At 61.1% G+C, this 18,300-nt stretch carries 19 protein-coding genes, 1 tRNA gene and 1 pseudogene; 13 read left to right on the top strand and 8 right to left on the bottom strand.

What is annotated here, in order from left to right:
* The first annotated feature begins 114 nt into the window (after nucleotides 1–114).
* The 3 genes from AC25BC_RS09995 to AC25BC_RS09985 all read left to right on the top strand — a co-directional run bounded on the left by AC25BC_RS09995 (nucleotide 115) and on the right by AC25BC_RS09985 (nucleotide 2,591).
* On the top strand, nucleotides 115–270 hold the full coding sequence (locus AC25BC_RS09995) for a hypothetical protein (RefSeq protein ID WP_003539802.1): 156 nt from the start codon (nucleotides 115–117) through the stop codon (nucleotides 268–270).
* A 493-nt stretch (nucleotides 271–763) separates the two neighbouring features.
* Nucleotides 764–1,636, top strand: a complete 873-nt coding sequence (locus AC25BC_RS09990) for a transglutaminase family protein (protein WP_012757515.1) — start codon at nucleotides 764–766, stop codon at nucleotides 1,634–1,636.
* A 127-nt stretch (nucleotides 1,637–1,763) separates the two neighbouring features.
* Nucleotides 1,764–2,591 carry a transglutaminase-like domain-containing protein gene (locus AC25BC_RS09985; RefSeq protein WP_012757514.1) on the top strand — a complete coding sequence of 276 codons (828 nt, stop codon included), beginning with the start codon at nucleotides 1,764–1,766 and terminating at the stop codon, nucleotides 2,589–2,591.
* Between the two features lie 54 nt (nucleotides 2,592–2,645).
* Here the strand turns inward: AC25BC_RS09985 and AC25BC_RS09980 are convergent, their stop codons facing one another.
* On the bottom strand, nucleotides 2,646–2,867 hold the full coding sequence (locus AC25BC_RS09980; protein ID WP_012757513.1) for an alkylphosphonate utilization protein: 222 nt from the start codon (nucleotides 2,865–2,867) through the stop codon (nucleotides 2,646–2,648).
* A 101-nt stretch (nucleotides 2,868–2,968) separates the two neighbouring features.
* Entirely contained in the window at nucleotides 2,969–3,865 is an 897-nt protein-coding gene (locus AC25BC_RS09975) for a LysR family transcriptional regulator (RefSeq protein WP_128439290.1), read from the bottom strand.
* 144 nt (nucleotides 3,866–4,009) lie between these two features.
* On the opposite strand from AC25BC_RS09975, the gene AC25BC_RS09970 reads away from it, so the two are divergent.
* On the top strand, nucleotides 4,010–5,437 hold the full coding sequence (locus AC25BC_RS09970) for an MFS transporter (RefSeq protein ID WP_041935659.1): 1,428 nt from the start codon (nucleotides 4,010–4,012) through the stop codon (nucleotides 5,435–5,437).
* A gap of 486 nt (nucleotides 5,438–5,923) precedes the next feature.
* Here AC25BC_RS09970 and AC25BC_RS09965 read toward each other — a convergent pair whose 3' ends face one another.
* Nucleotides 5,924–6,649, bottom strand: a complete 726-nt coding sequence (locus AC25BC_RS09965; RefSeq protein WP_012757509.1) for a 3-keto-5-aminohexanoate cleavage protein — start codon at nucleotides 6,647–6,649, stop codon at nucleotides 5,924–5,926.
* A 432-nt stretch (nucleotides 6,650–7,081) separates the two neighbouring features.
* Nucleotides 7,082–7,372, bottom strand: a complete 291-nt coding sequence (locus AC25BC_RS09960; RefSeq protein WP_244432256.1) for a hypothetical protein — start codon at nucleotides 7,370–7,372, stop codon at nucleotides 7,082–7,084.
* Here AC25BC_RS09960 and AC25BC_RS09955 point away from each other — a divergent pair.
* A pseudogene (locus AC25BC_RS09955) lies at nucleotides 7,256–7,525 on the top strand (hypothetical protein); the annotation flags it as partial. The gene AC25BC_RS09960 and the pseudogene AC25BC_RS09955 overlap by 117 nt on opposite strands.
* Nucleotides 7,522–7,836 carry a hypothetical protein gene (locus AC25BC_RS09950; protein WP_012757507.1) on the top strand — a complete coding sequence of 105 codons (315 nt, stop codon included), beginning with the start codon at nucleotides 7,522–7,524 and terminating at the stop codon, nucleotides 7,834–7,836. The pseudogene AC25BC_RS09955 and the gene AC25BC_RS09950, both read left to right, overlap by 4 nt.
* Nucleotides 7,837–7,984: 148 nt before the next feature.
* On the opposite strand, the gene AC25BC_RS09945 is transcribed toward AC25BC_RS09950, so the two are convergent.
* Both AC25BC_RS09945 and AC25BC_RS09940 read right to left on the bottom strand, forming a co-directional pair.
* A tRNA-Ser gene (locus AC25BC_RS09945) sits at nucleotides 7,985–8,074 on the bottom strand.
* Between the two features lie 196 nt (nucleotides 8,075–8,270).
* A complete protein-coding gene (locus AC25BC_RS09940; RefSeq protein ID WP_012757506.1) occupies nucleotides 8,271–9,446 on the bottom strand; it encodes a GGDEF domain-containing protein in 1,176 nt (391 codons plus the stop codon).
* Nucleotides 9,447–9,660: 214 nt separating this feature from the next.
* Here AC25BC_RS09940 and AC25BC_RS09935 point away from each other — a divergent pair, with 214 nt between their 5' ends.
* Nucleotides 9,661–9,987, top strand: coding sequence for a GYD domain-containing protein (locus AC25BC_RS09935; protein ID WP_012757505.1), 327 nt, complete (start codon nucleotides 9,661–9,663; stop codon nucleotides 9,985–9,987).
* Between the two features lie 97 nt (nucleotides 9,988–10,084).
* Here AC25BC_RS09935 and AC25BC_RS09930 read toward each other — a convergent pair whose 3' ends face one another.
* Nucleotides 10,085–10,288, bottom strand: coding sequence for a hypothetical protein (locus AC25BC_RS09930; RefSeq protein ID WP_012757504.1), 204 nt, complete (start codon nucleotides 10,286–10,288; stop codon nucleotides 10,085–10,087).
* 402 nt (nucleotides 10,289–10,690) lie between these two features.
* Between AC25BC_RS09930 and AC25BC_RS09925 the strand changes: the two genes are divergently transcribed.
* The 4 genes from AC25BC_RS09925 to AC25BC_RS09910 all read left to right on the top strand — a co-directional run bounded on the left by AC25BC_RS09925 (nucleotide 10,691) and on the right by AC25BC_RS09910 (nucleotide 14,896).
* Nucleotides 10,691–11,785 (top strand): septal ring lytic transglycosylase RlpA family protein, encoded by a 1,095-nt coding sequence (locus AC25BC_RS09925; protein ID WP_012757503.1) that lies wholly within the window; start codon nucleotides 10,691–10,693, stop codon nucleotides 11,783–11,785.
* Nucleotides 11,786–11,856: 71 nt separating this feature from the next.
* Nucleotides 11,857–13,050, top strand: coding sequence for a D-alanyl-D-alanine carboxypeptidase family protein (locus AC25BC_RS09920; protein WP_012757502.1), 1,194 nt, complete (start codon nucleotides 11,857–11,859; stop codon nucleotides 13,048–13,050).
* Between the two features lie 131 nt (nucleotides 13,051–13,181).
* Nucleotides 13,182–13,862 (top strand): dTMP kinase, encoded by a 681-nt coding sequence (tmk, locus tag AC25BC_RS09915; RefSeq protein WP_017994106.1) that lies wholly within the window; start codon nucleotides 13,182–13,184, stop codon nucleotides 13,860–13,862.
* Between the two features lie 8 nt (nucleotides 13,863–13,870).
* Nucleotides 13,871–14,896 carry a DNA polymerase III subunit delta' gene (locus tag AC25BC_RS09910; protein WP_012757500.1) on the top strand — a complete coding sequence of 342 codons (1,026 nt, stop codon included), beginning with the start codon at nucleotides 13,871–13,873 and terminating at the stop codon, nucleotides 14,894–14,896.
* A 39-nt stretch (nucleotides 14,897–14,935) separates the two neighbouring features.
* Here AC25BC_RS09910 and AC25BC_RS09905 read toward each other — a convergent pair whose 3' ends face one another.
* On the bottom strand, nucleotides 14,936–15,724 hold the full coding sequence (locus tag AC25BC_RS09905; RefSeq protein ID WP_012757499.1) for a sulfite exporter TauE/SafE family protein: 789 nt from the start codon (nucleotides 15,722–15,724) through the stop codon (nucleotides 14,936–14,938).
* Nucleotides 15,725–15,958: 234 nt separating this feature from the next.
* Here AC25BC_RS09905 and metG point away from each other — a divergent pair, with 234 nt between their 5' ends.
* The gene (gene metG, locus AC25BC_RS09900; RefSeq protein ID WP_012757498.1) at nucleotides 15,959–17,509 is read left to right on the top strand and encodes a methionine--tRNA ligase; all 1,551 of its coding nucleotides are present in this window, start codon (nucleotides 15,959–15,961) and stop codon (nucleotides 17,507–17,509) included.
* 4 nt (nucleotides 17,510–17,513) lie between these two features.
* Nucleotides 17,514–18,296, top strand: coding sequence for a TatD family hydrolase (locus AC25BC_RS09895; protein ID WP_012757497.1), 783 nt, complete (start codon nucleotides 17,514–17,516; stop codon nucleotides 18,294–18,296).
* Nucleotides 18,297–18,300 lie beyond the last annotated feature (4 nt).

Genomic DNA, 18,300 nt, shown 5'->3' with positions numbered 1-18,300 from the left:
GTCGACCTAAAATCTGAATCCTGTTGCAAATTAAGAGTTAGAGCATGATGTCAAAACCGCTCACACTTTTCGCGATCATGCTCTGAATCGCCATTCAGCCAAGGGGACCACTTGATGCCAAAAGCTGCAATCGCCATCGCCTGCATCGGCTTGCTGACACTTTCCGGCTGCGGCAATACCGCATACGGGCTGAAGAAGGATGGACAGGAAGCAAGCCACGCAATGGACAATGCAACACATCGGGTGCTTTCGGCCGGCGCCAAGAAGTGATGCAGGCGATGGAATAAAAAAGCCCGCCTGGGGTGAGGCGGGCTTAGGATTAACAGGGAGAATGGGCGGATAGGCTTCCGCCTCGACTAATAAAGCATTTTCTTAAGCGCATGACTTTACGTCATTCGACGTAATGGCGATCGGCAACGACCAATGCGGCCAGGATTCGGAATCGAATCAGAGATGTCCGGATCGAATCAGAAGTTGCCCCAGTTCTGAGCGCGGGCACGAGCGCGAATAATCCGGTATTCGCGACCGCCATAGAGGGAGCCGATTGTCAGCAGAAGCGTCAGAACGTCCCAGATGATATGCATGTTATCCTCTTAGGTTGGACGGCCCCGCCGCCGATCGGTGAAGATACAATAGCAATCTTTCGAACGTGCTTATATGACAAGAAATCGGGATGAGCGGGAAAGCCGGCAGGGCGCTTCCGCAGAGGAGAGGCGGCGTTGCCGCCTTGGAGCAGCAAAGTGAACAGATTCGACGGCGGCTTATGACGATTTTCTCTGTCCGCCACATCACGTCCTATCGTTACGTCAGGGACGTCGATTTCGGCGAGCATCGCTTGATGTTCCGGCCGCGCGACAGTTTCGACCAGCGGCTGATCGAAGCGTCGTTGACGATCTATCCTGAGGAAAGCCATGTGCGCTGGATCCACGATGTTTTCGGCAATTGCGTGGCGCTCGTCGATTTTTCGAGGCCGGCGTCCGAACTTCGTTTCGAAACCTGGATCACGCTCGATCATACGCCGCAGGTCGCCCTGGATCTCAAGGTCGACGATGCGGCCCTGACCTATCCATTCTCCTACGACAAGGACGAAATTGCCGATCTGACGCCGGCGATGCAGCGCCATTATCCCGACCCGAACGACGAGGTCGGGCGCTGGGCACGCCAGTTCGTGCGCCAGGGGCGTCCAACAGAGACCGGGCATCTGCTGATGACGCTCTGTTACGCCATCCGCGAGAGCTTCGTCTACGCGCGGCGCCAGGAACATGGAACCCAGACGCCGTTGCAGACCTTGCAGCTTCGCTCCGGCACCTGCCGGGATTTTGCGCTTCTGATGATGGAGGCGGCACGGGTGCTTGGCCTCGCGGCGCGGTTCGTCACGGGCTATGTCTATGTTCCCGACCGGGACGGTTCCACCGTGCTCGGCGGCGGTTCCACGCATGCTTGGTGCCAGGTCTATCTTCCAGGCGCCGGCTGGACGGAGTTCGATCCGACCAACGGCATCGTCGGCAACCGCGATCTCATTCGTGTCGCGGTTGCCCGAGATCCGCGCCAGGCCGTCCCGTTGAGCGGCAGCTATGATGGGGACGGGAAGGATTTCGACAGCATGACGGTGCAGGTCAACGTCACCACGAGGTGATCTCGACTACGTCTGAGGTAATCTTGGATTACTCCGGCCTGGCCGCCCGCAGCCATGGGAACCGGGTCGCGCGATCAACGTTCCCTACTCACCTCCACCGATGCGGAGACGCGAGAAGGAAGCCACAATGAAGATACGCGCCGGGTTTCATCTGGGCTACGAATGCACGCAGCCGACGCCGATGCTGCTCGTCCTCAACATCCATCCCTCCCGTCGCGCTGATCTTCTCAGCGATCAGATCCTGACATTCGACCGGCCGATCGAGGCCTGGGGCTATACAGATGGGTTCGGCAATGCCTGCAGCCGGATCGTCGCTCCGCCCGGGCTGACGACGATCTCCACGGAGTTCGAGATCTATGACAGCGGCCAACCCGACATCGTTCCCGACGATGCCGTCCAGCACGGGATCAATGATCTGCCGGACGATGTGCTGGTCTTCCTGCTCGGCAGCCGTTATTGCGACACCGACAGGCTTGCGGATTTCGCCTGGGCAAGGTTCTCGTCGACGCCGCTCGGCTGGGCGCGTGTCCAGGCGATCTGCGATTTCGTCCATGACCACATCACTTTCGATTACCTGAAGGCCGACGTGCTCAGGACCGCGCATGGCGGCTTCACCGACAAGGCGGGCGTTTGCCGCGACTTTGCCCATCTCGCCATCGCGCTTTGCCGATGCATGAATATTCCCGCACGATATTGCACCGGCTATCTCGGCGATATCGGCGTTCCGATCGATCCCAATCCGATGGATTTCAGTGCCTGGTTCGAGGTCTTTCTCGGCGGTCATTGGCATACGGTCGATGCCCGCCACAACACGCCTCGCATCGGCCGGATCCTGATGGGGACCGGCCGCGACGCCACCGACGTCGCGATGTCGACAGCCTTCGGCCCGGCTACACTCTCCCGTTTCGAGGTGATCACCGAGGAAGTGCCGCAGGAGGCGATGAAAGCCGATTGATCGTCGGAGTCGGACTTACGAAGCGTCGACCGAGCATCGCAGGCGAGGCAGATCCTATGCCTTCTTCAAAAACTCGGTTTTCAGCACCAGGCCTTTGACCTGCTTGGTGCTGCACTCGATCGCGCCCGGATTGTCGGTCAGGCGAATGCCCTTGACCAGCGTTCCACGCTTCAACGTCTCCGAGGTTCCCTTGACCTTGAGGTCCTTGATCAGCGTCACGGAATCGCCGTCGTGCAGCTGGCTTCCGTTGCTGTCTTTTACAATGATGTCGGTCATAACGTCCCCGTTTGGTGATCCCGACGGGAAATCATGGCGACGCGGGATAGTCAACCACACGAACGGATCAATCGGCCCGACCTCAGATCCTACGCACTCCTTCAATCAGCGCGCGCGCAGGCGTCCCGAACGCAGCCGCGCAGCCAGCGATGCGCGGGATCGGCATCAATCCTGGGGTGCCAGAGTAATGACACCGTGATCTCGGGCGTCGGGACGGGGAGGGGGAAACTATGCATTCCCGCGCGCAAGGCTCCGGTGTGCCGTTCGGGCACGCTGGCGATCAGATCGGAGGTTCGGGCGAGCGCCAGTGCCGTGGAAAAGCCGCTGACGATGGTGGCGATCTGCCGCTCCAGCCCGAGCGCGGTCAAGGCTTCATCGATCGGTCCCTTGTCGAGCCCGCGCCGTGAGACGTAGATGTGCTGGCCGGCGGCATAAAGGGAGGGCGTCAACTCGCGCTCGCAAAGCGGATGCCCCAAGCGCACGACGCCGATGAAACGATCGCGGAACAAGGCCTGCGCCCGCACCTCCGGCCCGGTCGTCCCGCCGACGACGCCGGTTTCCAGATCGACGGTCCCGTCGCGAAGCGGGGCGCTGTCCTTGTCCGGCTTCTGCACGAAGCGCAGCCGCACGCCGGGCGCTTGCCGGCCGAGGCGTGCGATAAGATCAGGTCCGAAGCTCTCGGCAAAGCCTTCGCTGGTGCGCAAGGTGAACGTCCGGACCAAGCGTTGAAGATCAAGCGCCTCGGCAGGACGCAGGACCGCCTGCGCGTCCTCGACAATCCGGCCGACCCGCTCGCGCAGTTCGAGCGCGCGCGGCGTGGGGACGAGGCCGCGGCCGGCGCGCACCAGCAGCGGATCGCCCGTCGTTTCGCGCAATCGCGCTAAGGCCCGGCTCATCGCCGACGGGCTGAGCCGCAGCCTTTGTGCCGCACGCGCAACGCTGCCCTCGGCAAGCAGCACATCGAGAGTGACCAGCAAGTTGAGATCGGGTGTCGACATGCATCAGCTATAACACGCTTTCATCGTGATGTGGCGCCAAACGCATGAATGAAGTGAAAATCATGCGCCTTCCGCCATATCAAACATAGGACTAGGTTTTCACCAGTTCCATTTGGGGAACTAAGAGAAAACGGAGTTCACGTGGTGAAATCGATCATTGCAGAGCGAAGCGAGGCCATCGCCGAACAGTCACCCTCCGTACGATGGGCGCTTGCCAGTCTTTCCCTCTCGATGTTGTTGCCGTCACTCGGCACCAGCATCGCCAATGTCGGCCTGCCGAGCTTGGCGCAAGCGTTCAATGCGTCCTTCCAGGATGTGCAGTGGATCGTTCTCGCCTATCTCCTTGCCATCACCACCCTGGTCGTCAGCGTCGGACGGCTCGGCGACATCACCGGCCGACGCCGGCTGCTGCTCATCGGCATCCTGCTCTTCACGCTGGCCTCGATCCTCTGCGGCGTCGCGCCGACTTTATGGCTGATGATTGCCGCGCGCGCCGTGCAGGGGCTGGGTGCGGCCATCATGATGGCGCTCACCATGGCCTTTGTCGGCGAAACGGTGCCGAAGGAAAAAACCGGGAGCGTCATGGGGCTGCTCGGAACGATGTCGGCGATCGGCACCGCTCTTGGGCCTTCGCTCGGCGGCCTGCTGATCGCCGGGCTCGGCTGGCCGGCAATCTTTCTCGTCAACGTGCCGCTCGGCGTTCTGACCTTCGTTCTCGCCTATCGCCATTTGCCCGCCGATATCAGCAAGGGGAAGACGGATCGGAAGGGCTTCGACTTGGCGGGCACACTGCTGCTTGCGCTGACGCTTTCGGCCTATGCGCTGGCGATGACGATCGGGCACGGCCGCTTTGGGCCGCTGAACGTCGCTCTGCTCTCGGCCGCCGTCTTCGGCACCGGTTTGTTCGTCTTAGCCGAGGCGAGAGCGGCATCGCCGCTGATCCAGTTGACGGAATTTCGCAATCGCGTCCTCAGCGCCAGCCTGGCGATGAACGCGCTGGTTTCGACTGTGATGATGGCGACGCTGGTGGTGGCGCCATTCTACCTTTCCCATGCGCTCGGGCTCAATCAAGCTCTCGTTGGCATCGTCATGTCGATCGGGCCCGTCATCTCCATCTTGAGCGGGGTCCCGGCTGGCCGCCTGGTCGACCGTCTGGACACGTCCTTCGTGGTTGTCGCAGGGCTCGTTGCCATGGCGGCAGCCTCCGTCGCCATGGCCGTGCTGCCCGGGATATCAGGCTACATCGCCGCCATCGCCATGCTGACACCCGGTTATCAGCTGTTCCAGGCGGCCAACAACACTGCCGTCATGGCGGATGTCCGTCCCGACCAGCGAGGCGTCATCTCCGGCATGCTCAACCTGTCGCGCAATCTCGGGCTGATTACCGGCGCATCCGTGATGGGCGCCGTCTTCGCGCTCTCTTCGGGAGCACCCGATATCACAGCGGCGCATCCCGAGGCCGTCGCCTCAGGTATGCGGGTCACCTTCGCCGTTGCGGCAGCACTGATTATCGTCGCGCTCGCCATTGCGGTCGGGACTTACCGCCGCCGCCGAGCGCTCGGGGAGAGTTGAGCCCGGCAGGCCGCGCGAGCGAAGCTCAGACCAAGGTCCGATCCATCCCGGACTTCGTGCCCATAGCAACTTTCGGTCAACGCGATAGGTCCTTGCGGCATGCGTGGAGGTTTCGGAGTGTTGCTGTGACTAAAATGTTCGTTGCGGGGATGATACTGACACCGCTTATCTTCTGGGGTTCTATTGGCGTCCTGATATACGCGTACTTTTCGTGATGGCTGTCCGGCAATCATCGACTGAGGTCGGCCGCGTCCCGCTTATCTGCCGATATGAGCGACGGTCAAGATTTCGACCAGGGCATCCCGCTTCACGAGGCCGCATTGGTATCATGGAATGAGAATGTACCGTGCGTTCCGCGCACTCCATATCTTCGCGCACTTGGCCGCATCGCCGAGCCAATATTTCGAAACATTCTGCGCCTTGACGATGCCGGCTGATGGCGCCGAAGAGATTCCGAACTGCCGCCTGGCCGCCGACATCTAGGCATCAGTTCGATTGGCCACGGAAGATCGCAACGGCCGCAGTGACCAGCACGACATTGTCGTTCGCAATCGTCCCATCCGGAAGGTGCTTGCCATCTTCCAGGCCGATACGGGTGGAGTAGCGCCGCTCGCGCGCCAACCTGACGAAGGGCCAGACGGTGTCGTCGAAACCGTGCAGAAGAATGGGCCGATTGACCCCGCTATCCCTGAGCACCTTGATAATGCCGCCCGCGATATCGCATGCGCGCTGCAAATCCTGTTCGTCATCGAGCTCGATGAGCACGCGAAAGACCCGGTCATGATCATCGAGGCCGATGTAGCGCTCCGCATCGGCGACCGATGCCAGCCCGACTTCAATGCCGACACCCTTCTGCCGCAGCAGCTGCATGACGCCGGGGCCATCGTCTTCCGAGAGGTTCACCGAGGCATAATCCGGCAGGACATCCCATCGGCGGATGGCTTCCCGCGTTTTCTCCCGATCACCTTCGATCCAGGCGCCCGTGGACACGCCGATCAGCGTTCCCGGGCAGGCCCAGCGGATTGCACCAACCGTCTCGTCGACGGCGGCAAGGCTCTCCTTGCCATCGGCTCCGCGCGGATGAACGTGGAGCTCCGCAGCGCCGGCAGCAACCGAAGCCGTGGCATCACGCACCATGGCATCGATCGTCAGGGGAAGGAGGGGATGGAAATCGCTCGGACGTGCGCCGTTGATGCAAGCTTGAACGATCATAAAAGGAGCCTCGCGCTTGTTGGGCCGCTTAAGACGCCGGGTATACCAAATTGGAAACCTGAAGACCTAGGGTGCTGCTGACAAAGTCATTTCCCTTGCCGTTGCAGCCCCAATAATATCATCTCAGTCGAGATAGGCGACTGCTGCTCGTGCAGGGTCAAGCTGCGCGCACGCCGACCAGAGGACGGCCACGTGATCTCGTGGCAGCGACGTGACGTCAATCTGCCGCCCGACCCCATTCTTAAGTTAATGGCGGTCGCGTCCTGTTGCTGCCTGTACATCATCTCATCGTCGACGCAAAGGAGGGGGGTGAAACTCATCTGTTGCCCTTAGGGAAGGCCAACCTTCCTGAGGTACAAAACCGCAATTTTCGGAAAACGACGGATGGCGGAAGGCTCGTGAACTCTACGACATCAAAATTCTTAGCTCAGCTCACGGCAGGCAGCGGCGAGCAGTCGTTGGCCCGGCCATCGAACCCATCACCGGCTGATCATGACCCGCCACATTCAGAACCGCATCAAGATACGCGAGAAACAGGGCGGCCGCTGCGGCTACTGCCTCCGGCCTATGGTTTTGAGTGACCAACCGCCTCATAAGCAGCCGCGGAATGCCGAAACCCTTGAGCACCTGCGGCGCCGCTCTAATGGCGGCCGCAACAATCGAGACAACATCGCTTTGGCGTGCAAGCGTAGCAACGAAGAGCGCGGCGCTGCCGAGCCGCAGCGGCGGCGGGACCAACACCATAGGCCGGCGCGATCACCACCCGCGACCACACCAGCGGCGCGCCGGCCGGTGTTTTCTGGGATGCTCGCAGCTGTTCATCGGAGGTTAATGCTTATTAACCCAGAATCGCAGCCTGAAAGGATGCGCCGATGAAGATGCTTTTTTCCTCACTTGCAGCCATGATCTTGTCTGCATCTTTCGCCCTGCCGCTGAACGCCGCGCCGATCGTTGTGCCGAACGCAGTACATATGCATACCCCCGACGTCGAGCAGGTCAAACACCGGAGCCACGGTAATGGACATGCGTATGGCCACCGGAAGAAACACCGGTACGCTTACCGCGACTGTCGGTATTACGGCTCGTGCTATCGTCCGCGGTATTACGGCAGTCGCGACTATTACGGCTATCGCGACCGTTACCCCGATCGTCGTCGGTCAGGCGTGACCGTGTATTTCGATTTTTAGCCGGCAGTGCCACGGAAACCAACCTTGGTGCTCAACAAATGCGCCGCCGGCCTCACCTGCCGGCGGTTTTCATACCAGAAGCGGGGTTATGACAAGCGTGCAATTCTCAGGCGGAAAGTAGAAATTATACAACAAAATCAATACAATATGGCGGAAGAGGTGGGATTCGAACCCACGGTACGGTTTCCCGCACGCCGGTTTTCAAGACCGGTTCCTTAAACCACTCGGACACTCTTCCATCTGATTGAAAAGGTTGAGACATCAACATGCTGTCGATGTCTACGAACCGGCCATTGCTACCGATTTGCGACCCAATCACTCGATGGCTGGCTTTTTAGCAGCTTTGTTAGCAGCGTCAACGTGCTCTGCAGCATTTGCCAGCATCTTCGCCATGACGTGCAACTAGCTCGAGAGAGCCGCGCTTCCGCTGTTCTTCAGCCCGCGCGAGCCGGTAGCGGGTCGGGCGCAAGGACGCTGGAGGTCAACCCGACGCTGCTGAACAACTCAACCCTGTTGCGACCCTTGTTTTTGGCAATGTAGAGCGCCTGATCTGCACGCTTCTGAATGTCTTGTTCGGTCAGGCCCGCTTCCCAAAGAGCCACACCTGCACTGACGGAAGGGGTGACCTGATTTCCTTCCAAGACAAGGCTCACGGCGTTGACAGCCTCGCGTATCCGCTCAGCGAGCGCAAAAGCAGAGGCTGCCGTTTGGCCGCGAAAAAAGAGGCTGAACTCCTCGCCGCCCAGCCGGCCGAACACACAGGAAGGGGGGACACTCAGAGCAATCGTCCGAGCAACATTTATGAGAACGACATCGCCTTTGTCGTGTCCATGCATATCGTTAACACGTTTGAAAAAGTCGATATCGATGAGGATGAAGGCGTCTCCGGAGCCGAGGCTTTTCGGAAGGGAATTGAAGAAATGCTGCCGGTTGGGAATGCCGGTCAGCATATCGGTATTTGCAAGCCTGATAAGCTTTTCTTCGGCTCTTTCCTGCACGAGGACGAGCACGAACAGAGCCACTGCGAAATGACAGATGATCAGCAGAAAGAAAGCGTAGCGCGGGGGAAGAGGCGCATCGTCTGGAAAGATGAAACCAACGACGACCAAAGCCGAGAGAGACGTCGCCACCCAAATTGAAGCGGAGAGGCCGAGCCGCGCGGTAAGACGCTCGTGGAAGAAGTCGCGGGCGATCACGAAACCTGACAAGGCAAGCAGGATGGTGGCGTTGCCATTGAACACGGATGCTCTCGATCCATTGTTCAAATACCATGGCGTGATCGCCGCACTCAGCATCAGGACGACGGGCAGGAGCAACGGCCACCAGTCTCGTAGAGAATTCTGACGCCGACTGAGGCCGAAAAGACCAACCGCCATCAGCCCGTAACCATTGGCGCCCAGTGAAAAACTCCAGAACGTCCTGGCATTATCGGACATGTGAAGGCTCTCGTCCCACCCTGCCAGCGTTGAGGCGATCGCGAGCAAAGTAAAACCCACGGCAAGTACGCCGAGCCCCGGCGTCGCTCCGGAACGCCATCTCACATAGAAGAAGCAGATCGCTCCGACGATGAAGGAAGACTTGTGTAGAAGAAGGACTGTCGCAAGATCCATTGCCGGAACCCGATGTGAGATGAGAAGCGGGGTTCGAATAACTGCTAAAGTCTACTTTTCGATGAACGCCGCGCGACCTTCTGACGGCGGAACTCGCTGCTCTTCTGGAGACTGCCGACCGAGACCGTTGGGAGCCCGTTCCATATATTGGAAATGACTCGCGTTCTCCCCGACTTGAGCGTTAACTGTGCTGTTCTGGCGGAGGAAACAAACCATGGCCATGTATCTCACGCGCTTCAGCTACACGCCCGAGACCTGGGCACGGATGATCGAAAACCCCGAGGATCGCCGAGAGGCGGCACGTAGTTACATTGAATCCGTGGGCGGAAAGCTCCATGGCTTCTGGTACGCGTTCGGCGAGCATGATGGTTGGAATCTGTGGGAGGCGCCTGATAACGTATCGATGGCGGCTGTCGCGCTGGCGATCGGCGCAGGAGGCGCGCTCAGTTCCATGGAGACCACTGTCCTCCTCAGCGTCGACGATACGATCGAAGCCTTGGAAAAGGCGAAGTCGATTCGCTATCGTCCACCGGCAGCATAGGCGGCGACCACGGCTTCCCATCCACGTCGAAGATGAGCGCGTCGCGCGTATCGTTCCCGGCACAGGCTTTGTGTGATTTGCTGCGGACATAACAGACTTAGCTTCCGTCAGATCCAAGGCCCTTTGGACCGTTGAGCTGGTTCATATCCCCGCCGAGAGATCGAACCGCCTCCATCGTCACGGCGAGGGCCGACATCAGGATTGCGATGTCGTTATCTTTATCCGGCTGGGAAAGCTGGCGAGATCGGGCATGCAACTGATGGCTGATCGTGTCGAGCTGCGTCAGGGTTTCATCGTTCATGGTGATCCTCCAAAGGTCTAAACCTTCAAAGCCCGTGGCGGGCAATTCGTTCCCATGCAGAACGAAGCGTCGCCGCTGCGGCGCATCAAATACGCGCAGAGCGCGTTTCAGTATGGAGCATTTGGGCCGTCCGGAACCGCCCGGATGTTCACCATATGCTCCGCATCGGCACGATGATTTCGGGCTTCATTGCGGCGGCGAAAGGGCAGGGCGGCGGGGCTTTTGTTAGTGATTTATAAACCATAATCATTAGAATTGTCGCTATCGCTGCGAAATCGTTCGTAAATTTGCCACGAAGTTAGCAAGATTAAAGCCTCGTTAGGCGGGTGGGAATAAGGCGTTGTTGGCCCAAGATGGGGCAAGGTTCCTTAACCATAACGATCTTTGAGCGGCGTGGGGCATATGAAACTGGATTACGGGGCGGCGTCTTTCGCAACGACAGCACGGTGGCTGGCGATCTCGGCGATGTGTGCGACGGTTGCGGCGTGCGGCACGACACAGGCGGTGCCGAAGAAAAAATCCCACGGCAAAGAATACTTCTCCGAATCCGAATACGGCGTGAAGGCGAGCCCGCGGGTCGCTACCGGCAACAATATCCCGAAGGGCGGCGGCCGCTACATCGTCGGCAACCCCTACGAGGTGAAGGGCAAGTGGTATTATCCGAAGGAAGATTTCGCCTATAACAAGGTCGGCGTCGCCTCCTGGTATGGTTCGGCCTTTCATGGGCGCCTGACGGCCAACGGCGAAGTCTACGACCAAATGCATCTTTCAGCTGCACATCCGACCTTCCCACTGCCGAGCTATGCGCGCGTCACCAATCTCGAAAGTGGCTCCTCCGTCATCGTGCGCGTCAACGATCGCGGCCCCTATCATGCAGGCCGTATCATCGACCTTTCGAACAAGACGGCCGACATGCTGGATCTGCAGCACAGCGGCACCGGCAAAGTGCGCGTGCAATATGTCGGCCGCGCCCGCATGGACGGCCACGACATGCCCTATCTGATGGCCTCCTACGCGCCGAAGGGCAGCCGCCTTCCCGGCGTCAATCCGGAAGGCCAGATCGCAACCGGCGTCATGGTCGCCTCCAACAGCCGCAAGATCACCCGCGACCAGCTGCAGAGTTCGGAAGACTACGAGACGCCGGCCAACGTGCCGGTGCCTAGGTCGGCGACTTCTTATGCCGGCTCGACGCCGAGCGCCCGCAACAATGCGGCAGCCGCCGCGGCACCGGCGGCCCATGTTCTGGTGGCGCCATCAGCGCCGTCCTTCAACAATGGCGCGCAGGCCATGGACCAGATGGTCGTGCTGCCGGAAATCGGTCCGATGCCCTATGAGCGGCCCCAGAATTCGCTGGCCCTCGGCTACCAGAACGAAGAGGTGAAGACGGTGACCGTCGATCTCGCCTTCGACGCGGTGATGGTGCGCAATGACGGGCTGACGCAAGAGTCCATCCTTGCCTCGGCCAAGCGCCAGCACGCAAAGTCCGCCGCCCGCTGAGCATGGCATTGCATCGAATACCCCCTCGCTCTAACCTCCCGACATACGCCGCTCCATAAATGGAAATTGCGATGCTGAAGCCCGCGCTTCGCCTGCTTGCATGCCTGATGCCGTTCGCCACCGGCGCCTTTGCAGCCGATGGCGGTGCCGCCGGTTTCGCCACCAAGGCGGCGCAGGCCTATATGATCGAGGCCGCCACCGGCACGGTGCTTCTCGCCAAAAACGAGGATCAGGGCTTTTCGCCGGCCTCGCTCGCCAAACTGATGACGATGGATCTCGCCTTCGAGGCGCTGACCAAGGGCCAGATCACGCTCGACACCGAATATCCCGTTTCCGAATATGCCTGGCGGACGGGCGGCGCGCCGTCGCGGACGGCAACAATGTTTGCCAGCCTCAAATCGCGCGTGCGCGTCGAGGACCTGATCAAGGGCGTCGCCATCCAGGGCGCCAACGACAGCTGCATCATCCTCGCCGAAGGCATGGCCGGAAGCGAGCAGCAATTTGCCGTGTCGATGACGCGGCGCGCCCGCGAGCTCGGCATGGAGAAGGCCGAGTTCGGAAATTCCACCGGCCTTCCCGACGGCAAGAGCAAGGTGACGGCACGCGAGATGGTGACGCTCGCCGCCGCCCTCCAGCAGACCTATCCGAACCTCTATCCCTATTTCGCGCAGCCGGATTTCGAGTGGAACAAGATCTTCCAGCGCAACCGCAATCCGCTGCTCGGGCTCGATCTCGGCGCCGATGGGCTGGCGACGGGCTTTACCGAGGGCGAGGGCTATTCGATCGTCGCTTCGGTTGAGCGTGACGGCCGGCGGCTTTTTGTGGCGCTTGCCGGCATCGCCTCCGACAAGGAGCGGACGGAGGAAGCCAAACGCGTACTCGAATGGGGGCTGACGGCCTTCGAGAACCGGCAGATCTTCGGCGAGAAGGAAGTGATTGGTGCTGCCAGCGTCTATGGCGGCACGGCGCGTACCGTCGACCTCGTCGCCAAGGCGCCGGTCAGCGTCTATATCCCGATCAGCAATCCCGACCGGCTGTCGGCGCGCATCATCTATCGCTGGCCGCTGACGGCGCCGGTCAAGCCGGATACCCAGGCAGGAACGCTGAGGATTTTCGCAGGCAGCCGGCTGCTCAGGGAAGTGCCGCTTTATACCGTGCAGGCAGTCGGCGAGGGATCGCTCAGCAGCCGGGCGGTCGATGCCATGCTGGAACTCGGCGAATCGCTGTTCTTCTCCTGGCTCTGGGACAAGCCCGCGCCCGTCTGACGAGCTGTATCCAACGCAATTAGCCGGGAAAGGTGAATATGTCGCCGCGGCGAAAGGTTTTCCTCCGTGATATCTTCGGATAGATAGAAGGAACGAGGCGCTTGCGGCGCCTGGAATGCGGGAAGTTGTCATTGTCATCCGGTACGGGATTGTTCGTTACGTTTGAAGGCGGGGAAGGCGCGGGGAAATCCACGCAGATCCGCCGCCTCGCCGAGGCGCTGAAGGGCGAAGGTCACGACGTGCTGATGACGCGCGAACCAGGCGGATCGCCGGGCGCGGAGGCCGTGCGCCACGTGCTGCTGTCGGGAGCTGCCGAAGCCTTCGGCACGCGGATGGAAGCGATCCTCTTTGCCGCGGCGCGCAACGACCATGTCGAAGAGGTGATCCGGCCGGCCCTCGCATCGGGCAAGGTCGTGCTCTGCGACCGCTTCATGGATTCCTCCCGCGTCTACCAGGGCATCACCGGCAATCTCGAGCCTGATTTCATCGAGACGCTGCAGCGCATCGCCATCAACGGCGTCATGCCGGATTGCACCGTGATCCTCGACATCCCCGCCAAAGTCGGGCTGGAGAGGGCGCAGAAGCGCGCCGCGGCCGATGCTCCCGATCGCTTCGAGAAGGAGCGGCTGGAAACGCACGAAAAACGGCGCGAGGCCTTTCTCGATATCGCCGCCCGCGAACCGGAGCGCTGCCACGTGGTCAACGCCATGCAGAGCGAGGAGGCGATCGCCGCCGAGATCCTGGCGATCGTCCAACAGCTGCTGTCGCCGTCAGGCCGTTTGCGAATGCCGGAAGCCGCCCATCATGAGTGAAGCCCATTATGAGTGAGGAAAGGCCCGGACTGCTCGACGGCGCCATCTGGCCGGGAGAAAATACCAGGATGTTCGGCCATGCGGAGGCAGAAGCCTTCCTTGCGCAGTCCTACCGGTCCGGCAAGGGCCACCACGCCATCCTGATCGAGGGGCCGGAGGGCATCGGCAAGGCGACGCTCGCCTTCCGCTTTGCCAATCACGTGCTCTCGCATCCTGATCCCCAGACAGCGCCGGAGACGATCGGCGATCCCGATCCTGCCTCTCCGGTCAGCCGGCAGATTGCCTCGGGCGCCTCGCACAATCTGCTGCACCTTGCCCGGCCGGTGGACGAAAAGACCGGCAAGGTGAAATCGGCGATCACTGTCGACGAGGTGCGCCGCGCCGGCAAATTCTTCTCGCAGACCTCAGGCACCGGCAACTGGCGGATCGTCATCATCGATCCGGCCGACGACATGAACCGCAATGCGGCCAACGCCATCCTGAAGATCCTGGAAGAACCACCGAAGAGGGCGCTGTTCCTGGTGCTGTCGCATGCGCCGGGACGGCTGCTGCCGACGATCCGCTCGCGCTGCCTGCCGCTGAAGCTGGCGCCGCTTGCCGACGATGAACTCGTCGCGGCCCTTACCCATCTCGGCATATCAGGCGAGGGCGGGGCGGTGCTTTCGGCCGCCAAGGGCAGCGTCGGCGAGGCGCTGAAACTCCTGAACTACGGCGGCGGCGAGATCATCGCTGCCTATGACGAGATGTTTGCCGCCGAGGGACCGACAGCCCGCAAGGCAATGCATCGGCTGGCCGATGCACTTTCAGGCCGGGAAAGCGACACGATCTTCGATTTCTTCGTCAGCCATGTCGGCGACGACATCATGAACCGCGCGCGCGTAGCGGCCGGCGAGGGACGGATCGCGACGGCGGAGCGGCTGGCCCGGCTCTATTCCGAAATCACCGAGCGGCTGACCATTTCCGATGGCTACAACCTCGACCGCAAGCAGACGATCATCAGCATTCTCGCCGATATCAAGCAGCCGGGCCTTTAAAGCGCGTCACCGCTGACATTTTTCGGCATCGCGCTTTGATCAGCCGGTCAGCAGCTTCAATGCAACGACGGCAAGCGTGGCGGCAAGGACGATGCGGATGGTGCGTTCGTGCAGTTTCGGCGCCAGAAGGCTTCCGATGATGATGCCGGGGATAGAGCCGATCAACAGGGCAAGCAGCATCGGCCAGTCGATCTCGCCGATCAGCCAATAACCGGTGCCGCCGATCAAGGTCAGCGGTACTGCATGGACGATGTCGGAACCGACGATTTCGCGCACATCGAGCCTGGGATAAAGGACCAGCAGGATCGTCACCCCCAGCGCGCCAGCGCCGACCGAGGTCAAGGTGACGAGGACGCCGAGAACGAATCCGAGAATGACGGTGAGGGCGAGGATGGTTGTCGGCTTTGGCGGTGTGCGATCGCCGACGGCGCGGCGCGCCAATTCGAGGATCGGGCCTCGGAAGACCAGCATGATCGCGGTCATGACGAGAAGCCAGCCGAGTGCCGTGGTGATCGTATTGGTCACGCCGATGCTTTTGCGATCGACGCCGGCTAGCAGCCAGAGCATCAGCAGAGCGGCCGGCAGGCTGCCGGCTGCGAGGCTGCCGACGATCCTCCAGTTGACCCGCCCATGCATGCCGTGAACGGCCGTGCCGGCCGTCTTGGTGATTGCCGCATAGAGAAGATCGGTGCCGACGGCGGTGGCGGGATGGACGCCGAAGAGCAGCACCAGCAGCGGCGTCATCAGCGAACCGCCGCCAACGCCGGTAATACCGACGAGGGCGCCGACGAACAGGCCGGAAAGCGAATAGAGCGGCTCGAATGTCAAGCAAGCGCCCCTGACGGCGCGCGGGCACGACCATTCCGATAGATGAAAACTGGCACTTCGTTCTTGTCCCGCCCTCTTTCCCAAGACGGGTAGATTGGGCGAGAAGCTGAGTCAAGTTCACGCCCCCATCGTCCGGAAATCATTGGCGGCGGCGAAACTTGAGGTTTCGCTTGACGGTGACATGCGCTAAGAGCGGCTGACCATTTTTATAGAGTTAGCCGGACATTGGCCGCCATGACAGACAAGACACCCTTCTACATCACCACCGCGATTTCCTACCCTAACGGCAAGCCGCATATCGGCCATGCCTATGAGCTGATCGCGACCGATGCGATGGCGCGCTACCAGCGCCTGGATGGCAAGGATGTGTTCTTCCTGACGGGCACCGACGAACACGGCCAGAAGATGCAGCAGACGGCGCGCGCCGAGGGCATCACCGCGCAGGCGCTCGCCGACCGCAACTCCGGCGAATTCCAGGCGATGGCGACGCTGCTCAACGCTTCCAACGATGATTTCATCCGCACCACGCAGGAGCGCCATCACGAGACGTCGCGCAACATCTGGAAGCTGATGGCCGACAATGGCGACATCTACAAGGACAGCTATGCCGGCTGGTATTCGGTGCGCGACGAGGCCTACTACCAGGAAAACGAGACCGAGCTGCGCGCCGACGGCGTGCGTTACGGGCCGCAGGGCACGCCCGTCGAATGGGTGGAAGAGGCAAGCTATTTCTTCAAGCTCTCCGAATACCAGGAGAAGCTGCTTGCGCATTACGAGGCAAACCCTGATTTCATCGGTCCGGCCGAGCGTCGCAACGAGGTGATCTCCTTCGTCAAGTCGGGCCTCAAGGACCTCTCGGTCTCGCGCACGACCTTCGACTGGGGCATCAAGGTGCCGGACGATCCCGCCCACGTGATGTATGTCTGGGTCGACGCACTGACCAACTACATCACCGCGACCGGCTATATCGAGGACAAGAACGGCCCGCGGGCGAAATACTGGCCGGCCGATGTGCACATCATCGGCAAGGACATCATCCGCTTCCACGCCGTCTACTGGCCGGCCTTCCTGATGTCGGCGAAGCTGCCGCTGCCGAAGCGGGTCTTTGCCCACGGCTTCCTGCTCAACAAGGGCGAGAAGATGTCGAAGTCGCTCGGCAACGTCGTCGATCCGGTCAATCTGGTGAACCATTTCGGCCTCGACCAGGTGCGCTATTTCTTCCTGCGCGAAGTCTCCTTCGGCCAGGACGGCAGCTACAGCGAAGAGGCGATCGGCACGCGCATCAATTCCGATCTCGCCAACGGTATCGGCAATCTCGCCAGCCGCTCGCTGTCGATGATCGTCAAGAACTGCGATGGCAAGATCCCTGAATGCGGGGCGCTCAGCGATGAGGACAAGGCCATGCTGGCTGAGGTCGACGCGCTGCATGCATCGACCCGCGAGGAAATGGGTAAGCAGCAGATCCACCGGGCTCTCGCCTCGATCATTTCGGTCGTCTCCGAGACCGACCGTTATTTCGCCGGCCAGGCGCCGTGGGCGCTGAAGAAGACCGATCCGGAGCGTATGGGCACGGTGCTCTATGTGACCGCCGAAGTCGTGCGCCAGATTGCCATCCTGCTGCGACCCTTCATGCCGGATTCATCAGGCAAGCTGCTCGATCTGGTCGCGGCACCTGCAGACAAGCGCGATTTTGCTGCCCTCGGCGAAGCCGGCCGTCTCACTGCCGGAACGACCCTCGAAGCGCCGACGCCGGTCTTCCCGCGCTACGTGGCTCCGGAGGCTTGAGGCCGTGCTAATCGACACGCACTGCCATCTTGATTTCGCCGACTTCGAGGCGGAGCGGGACGAGATTGTCGCGCGCGCCCATCAGGCCGGTGTTGCGCAGATGGTGACGATCTCGACGCGGGTGCGTAAGCTCGAGACGCTGCTTGCCATCACAGAGAAATATCCTTCGGTGTTCTGCTCGGTCGGCACGCATCCGAACAATGCCGACGAAGAGCTGGATATTGAGACGGAAGACCTGGTGCGTCTCGCCAATGCCCATAAGAAGGTGGTGGCGATCGGCGAGGCCGGCCTCGACTATTTCTACGACACGCAGAAGCCCGAGGATCAGCAGACCGGCTTTCGCCGGCATATTGTGGCGGCGCGCGAGACCCAGCTGCCGCTCGTCATCCACAGCCGCAGCGCCGACGAGGACATGGCTGCCATATTGACCGAGGAAAGCGGGAAGGGGGCCTTCCCCTTCATTCTCCACTGCTTTTCCGCAGGACCGGAGCTGGCCAAGACCGGCGTCGCGCTCGGCGGCTATATCTCCTTCTCGGGCATCCTGACCTTCCCGAAGTCGGAAGAGCTGCGCGAGATCGCCAGGACGATCCCGCATGAGCGGCTGCTTGTGGAAACGGACGCGCCCTATCTGGCGCCGAAGCGCTGGCGCGGCAAGCGCAACGAGCCGTCCTATGTCGTCAACACGGCCGAGGTGCTCGCCGATACGATCGGCCTTTCCACCGAAGAGGTCGCGCGGATCACGACGGAGAACGCTTTCCGCCTGTTCTCGAAGATGCCGAGGATCTAGCGGC

Source organism: Rhizobium sp. WSM409, assembly GCF_057653825.1.
This window is presented reverse-complemented; position numbering and strand designations above follow the sequence as displayed.

Coding starts and splice junctions, on each gene's coding strand:
- AC25BC_RS09995 (WP_003539802.1), top strand. CDS start 115: ATGCCAAAAGCTGCAATCGCCATCGCCTGCATCGGCTTGCTGACACTT.
- AC25BC_RS09990 (WP_012757515.1), top strand. CDS start 764: ATGACGATTTTCTCTGTCCGCCACATCACGTCCTATCGTTACGTCAGG.
- AC25BC_RS09985 (WP_012757514.1), top strand. CDS start 1,764: ATGAAGATACGCGCCGGGTTTCATCTGGGCTACGAATGCACGCAGCCG.
- AC25BC_RS09980 (WP_012757513.1), bottom strand. CDS start 2,867: ATGACCGACATCATTGTAAAAGACAGCAACGGAAGCCAGCTGCACGAC.
- AC25BC_RS09975 (WP_128439290.1), bottom strand. CDS start 3,865: ATGTCGACACCCGATCTCAACTTGCTGGTCACTCTCGATGTGCTGCTT.
- AC25BC_RS09965 (WP_012757509.1), bottom strand. CDS start 6,649: ATGATCGTTCAAGCTTGCATCAACGGCGCACGTCCGAGCGATTTCCAT.
- AC25BC_RS09950 (WP_012757507.1), top strand. CDS start 7,522: ATGAAGATGCTTTTTTCCTCACTTGCAGCCATGATCTTGTCTGCATCT.
- AC25BC_RS09940 (WP_012757506.1), bottom strand. CDS start 9,446: ATGGATCTTGCGACAGTCCTTCTTCTACACAAGTCTTCCTTCATCGTC.
- AC25BC_RS09935 (WP_012757505.1), top strand. CDS start 9,661: ATGGCCATGTATCTCACGCGCTTCAGCTACACGCCCGAGACCTGGGCA.
- AC25BC_RS09930 (WP_012757504.1), bottom strand. CDS start 10,288: ATGAACGATGAAACCCTGACGCAGCTCGACACGATCAGCCATCAGTTG.
- AC25BC_RS09925 (WP_012757503.1), top strand. CDS start 10,691: ATGAAACTGGATTACGGGGCGGCGTCTTTCGCAACGACAGCACGGTGG.
- AC25BC_RS09920 (WP_012757502.1), top strand. CDS start 11,857: ATGCTGAAGCCCGCGCTTCGCCTGCTTGCATGCCTGATGCCGTTCGCC.
- AC25BC_RS09910 (WP_012757500.1), top strand. CDS start 13,871: ATGAGTGAGGAAAGGCCCGGACTGCTCGACGGCGCCATCTGGCCGGGA.
- metG (WP_012757498.1), top strand. CDS start 15,959: ATGACAGACAAGACACCCTTCTACATCACCACCGCGATTTCCTACCCT.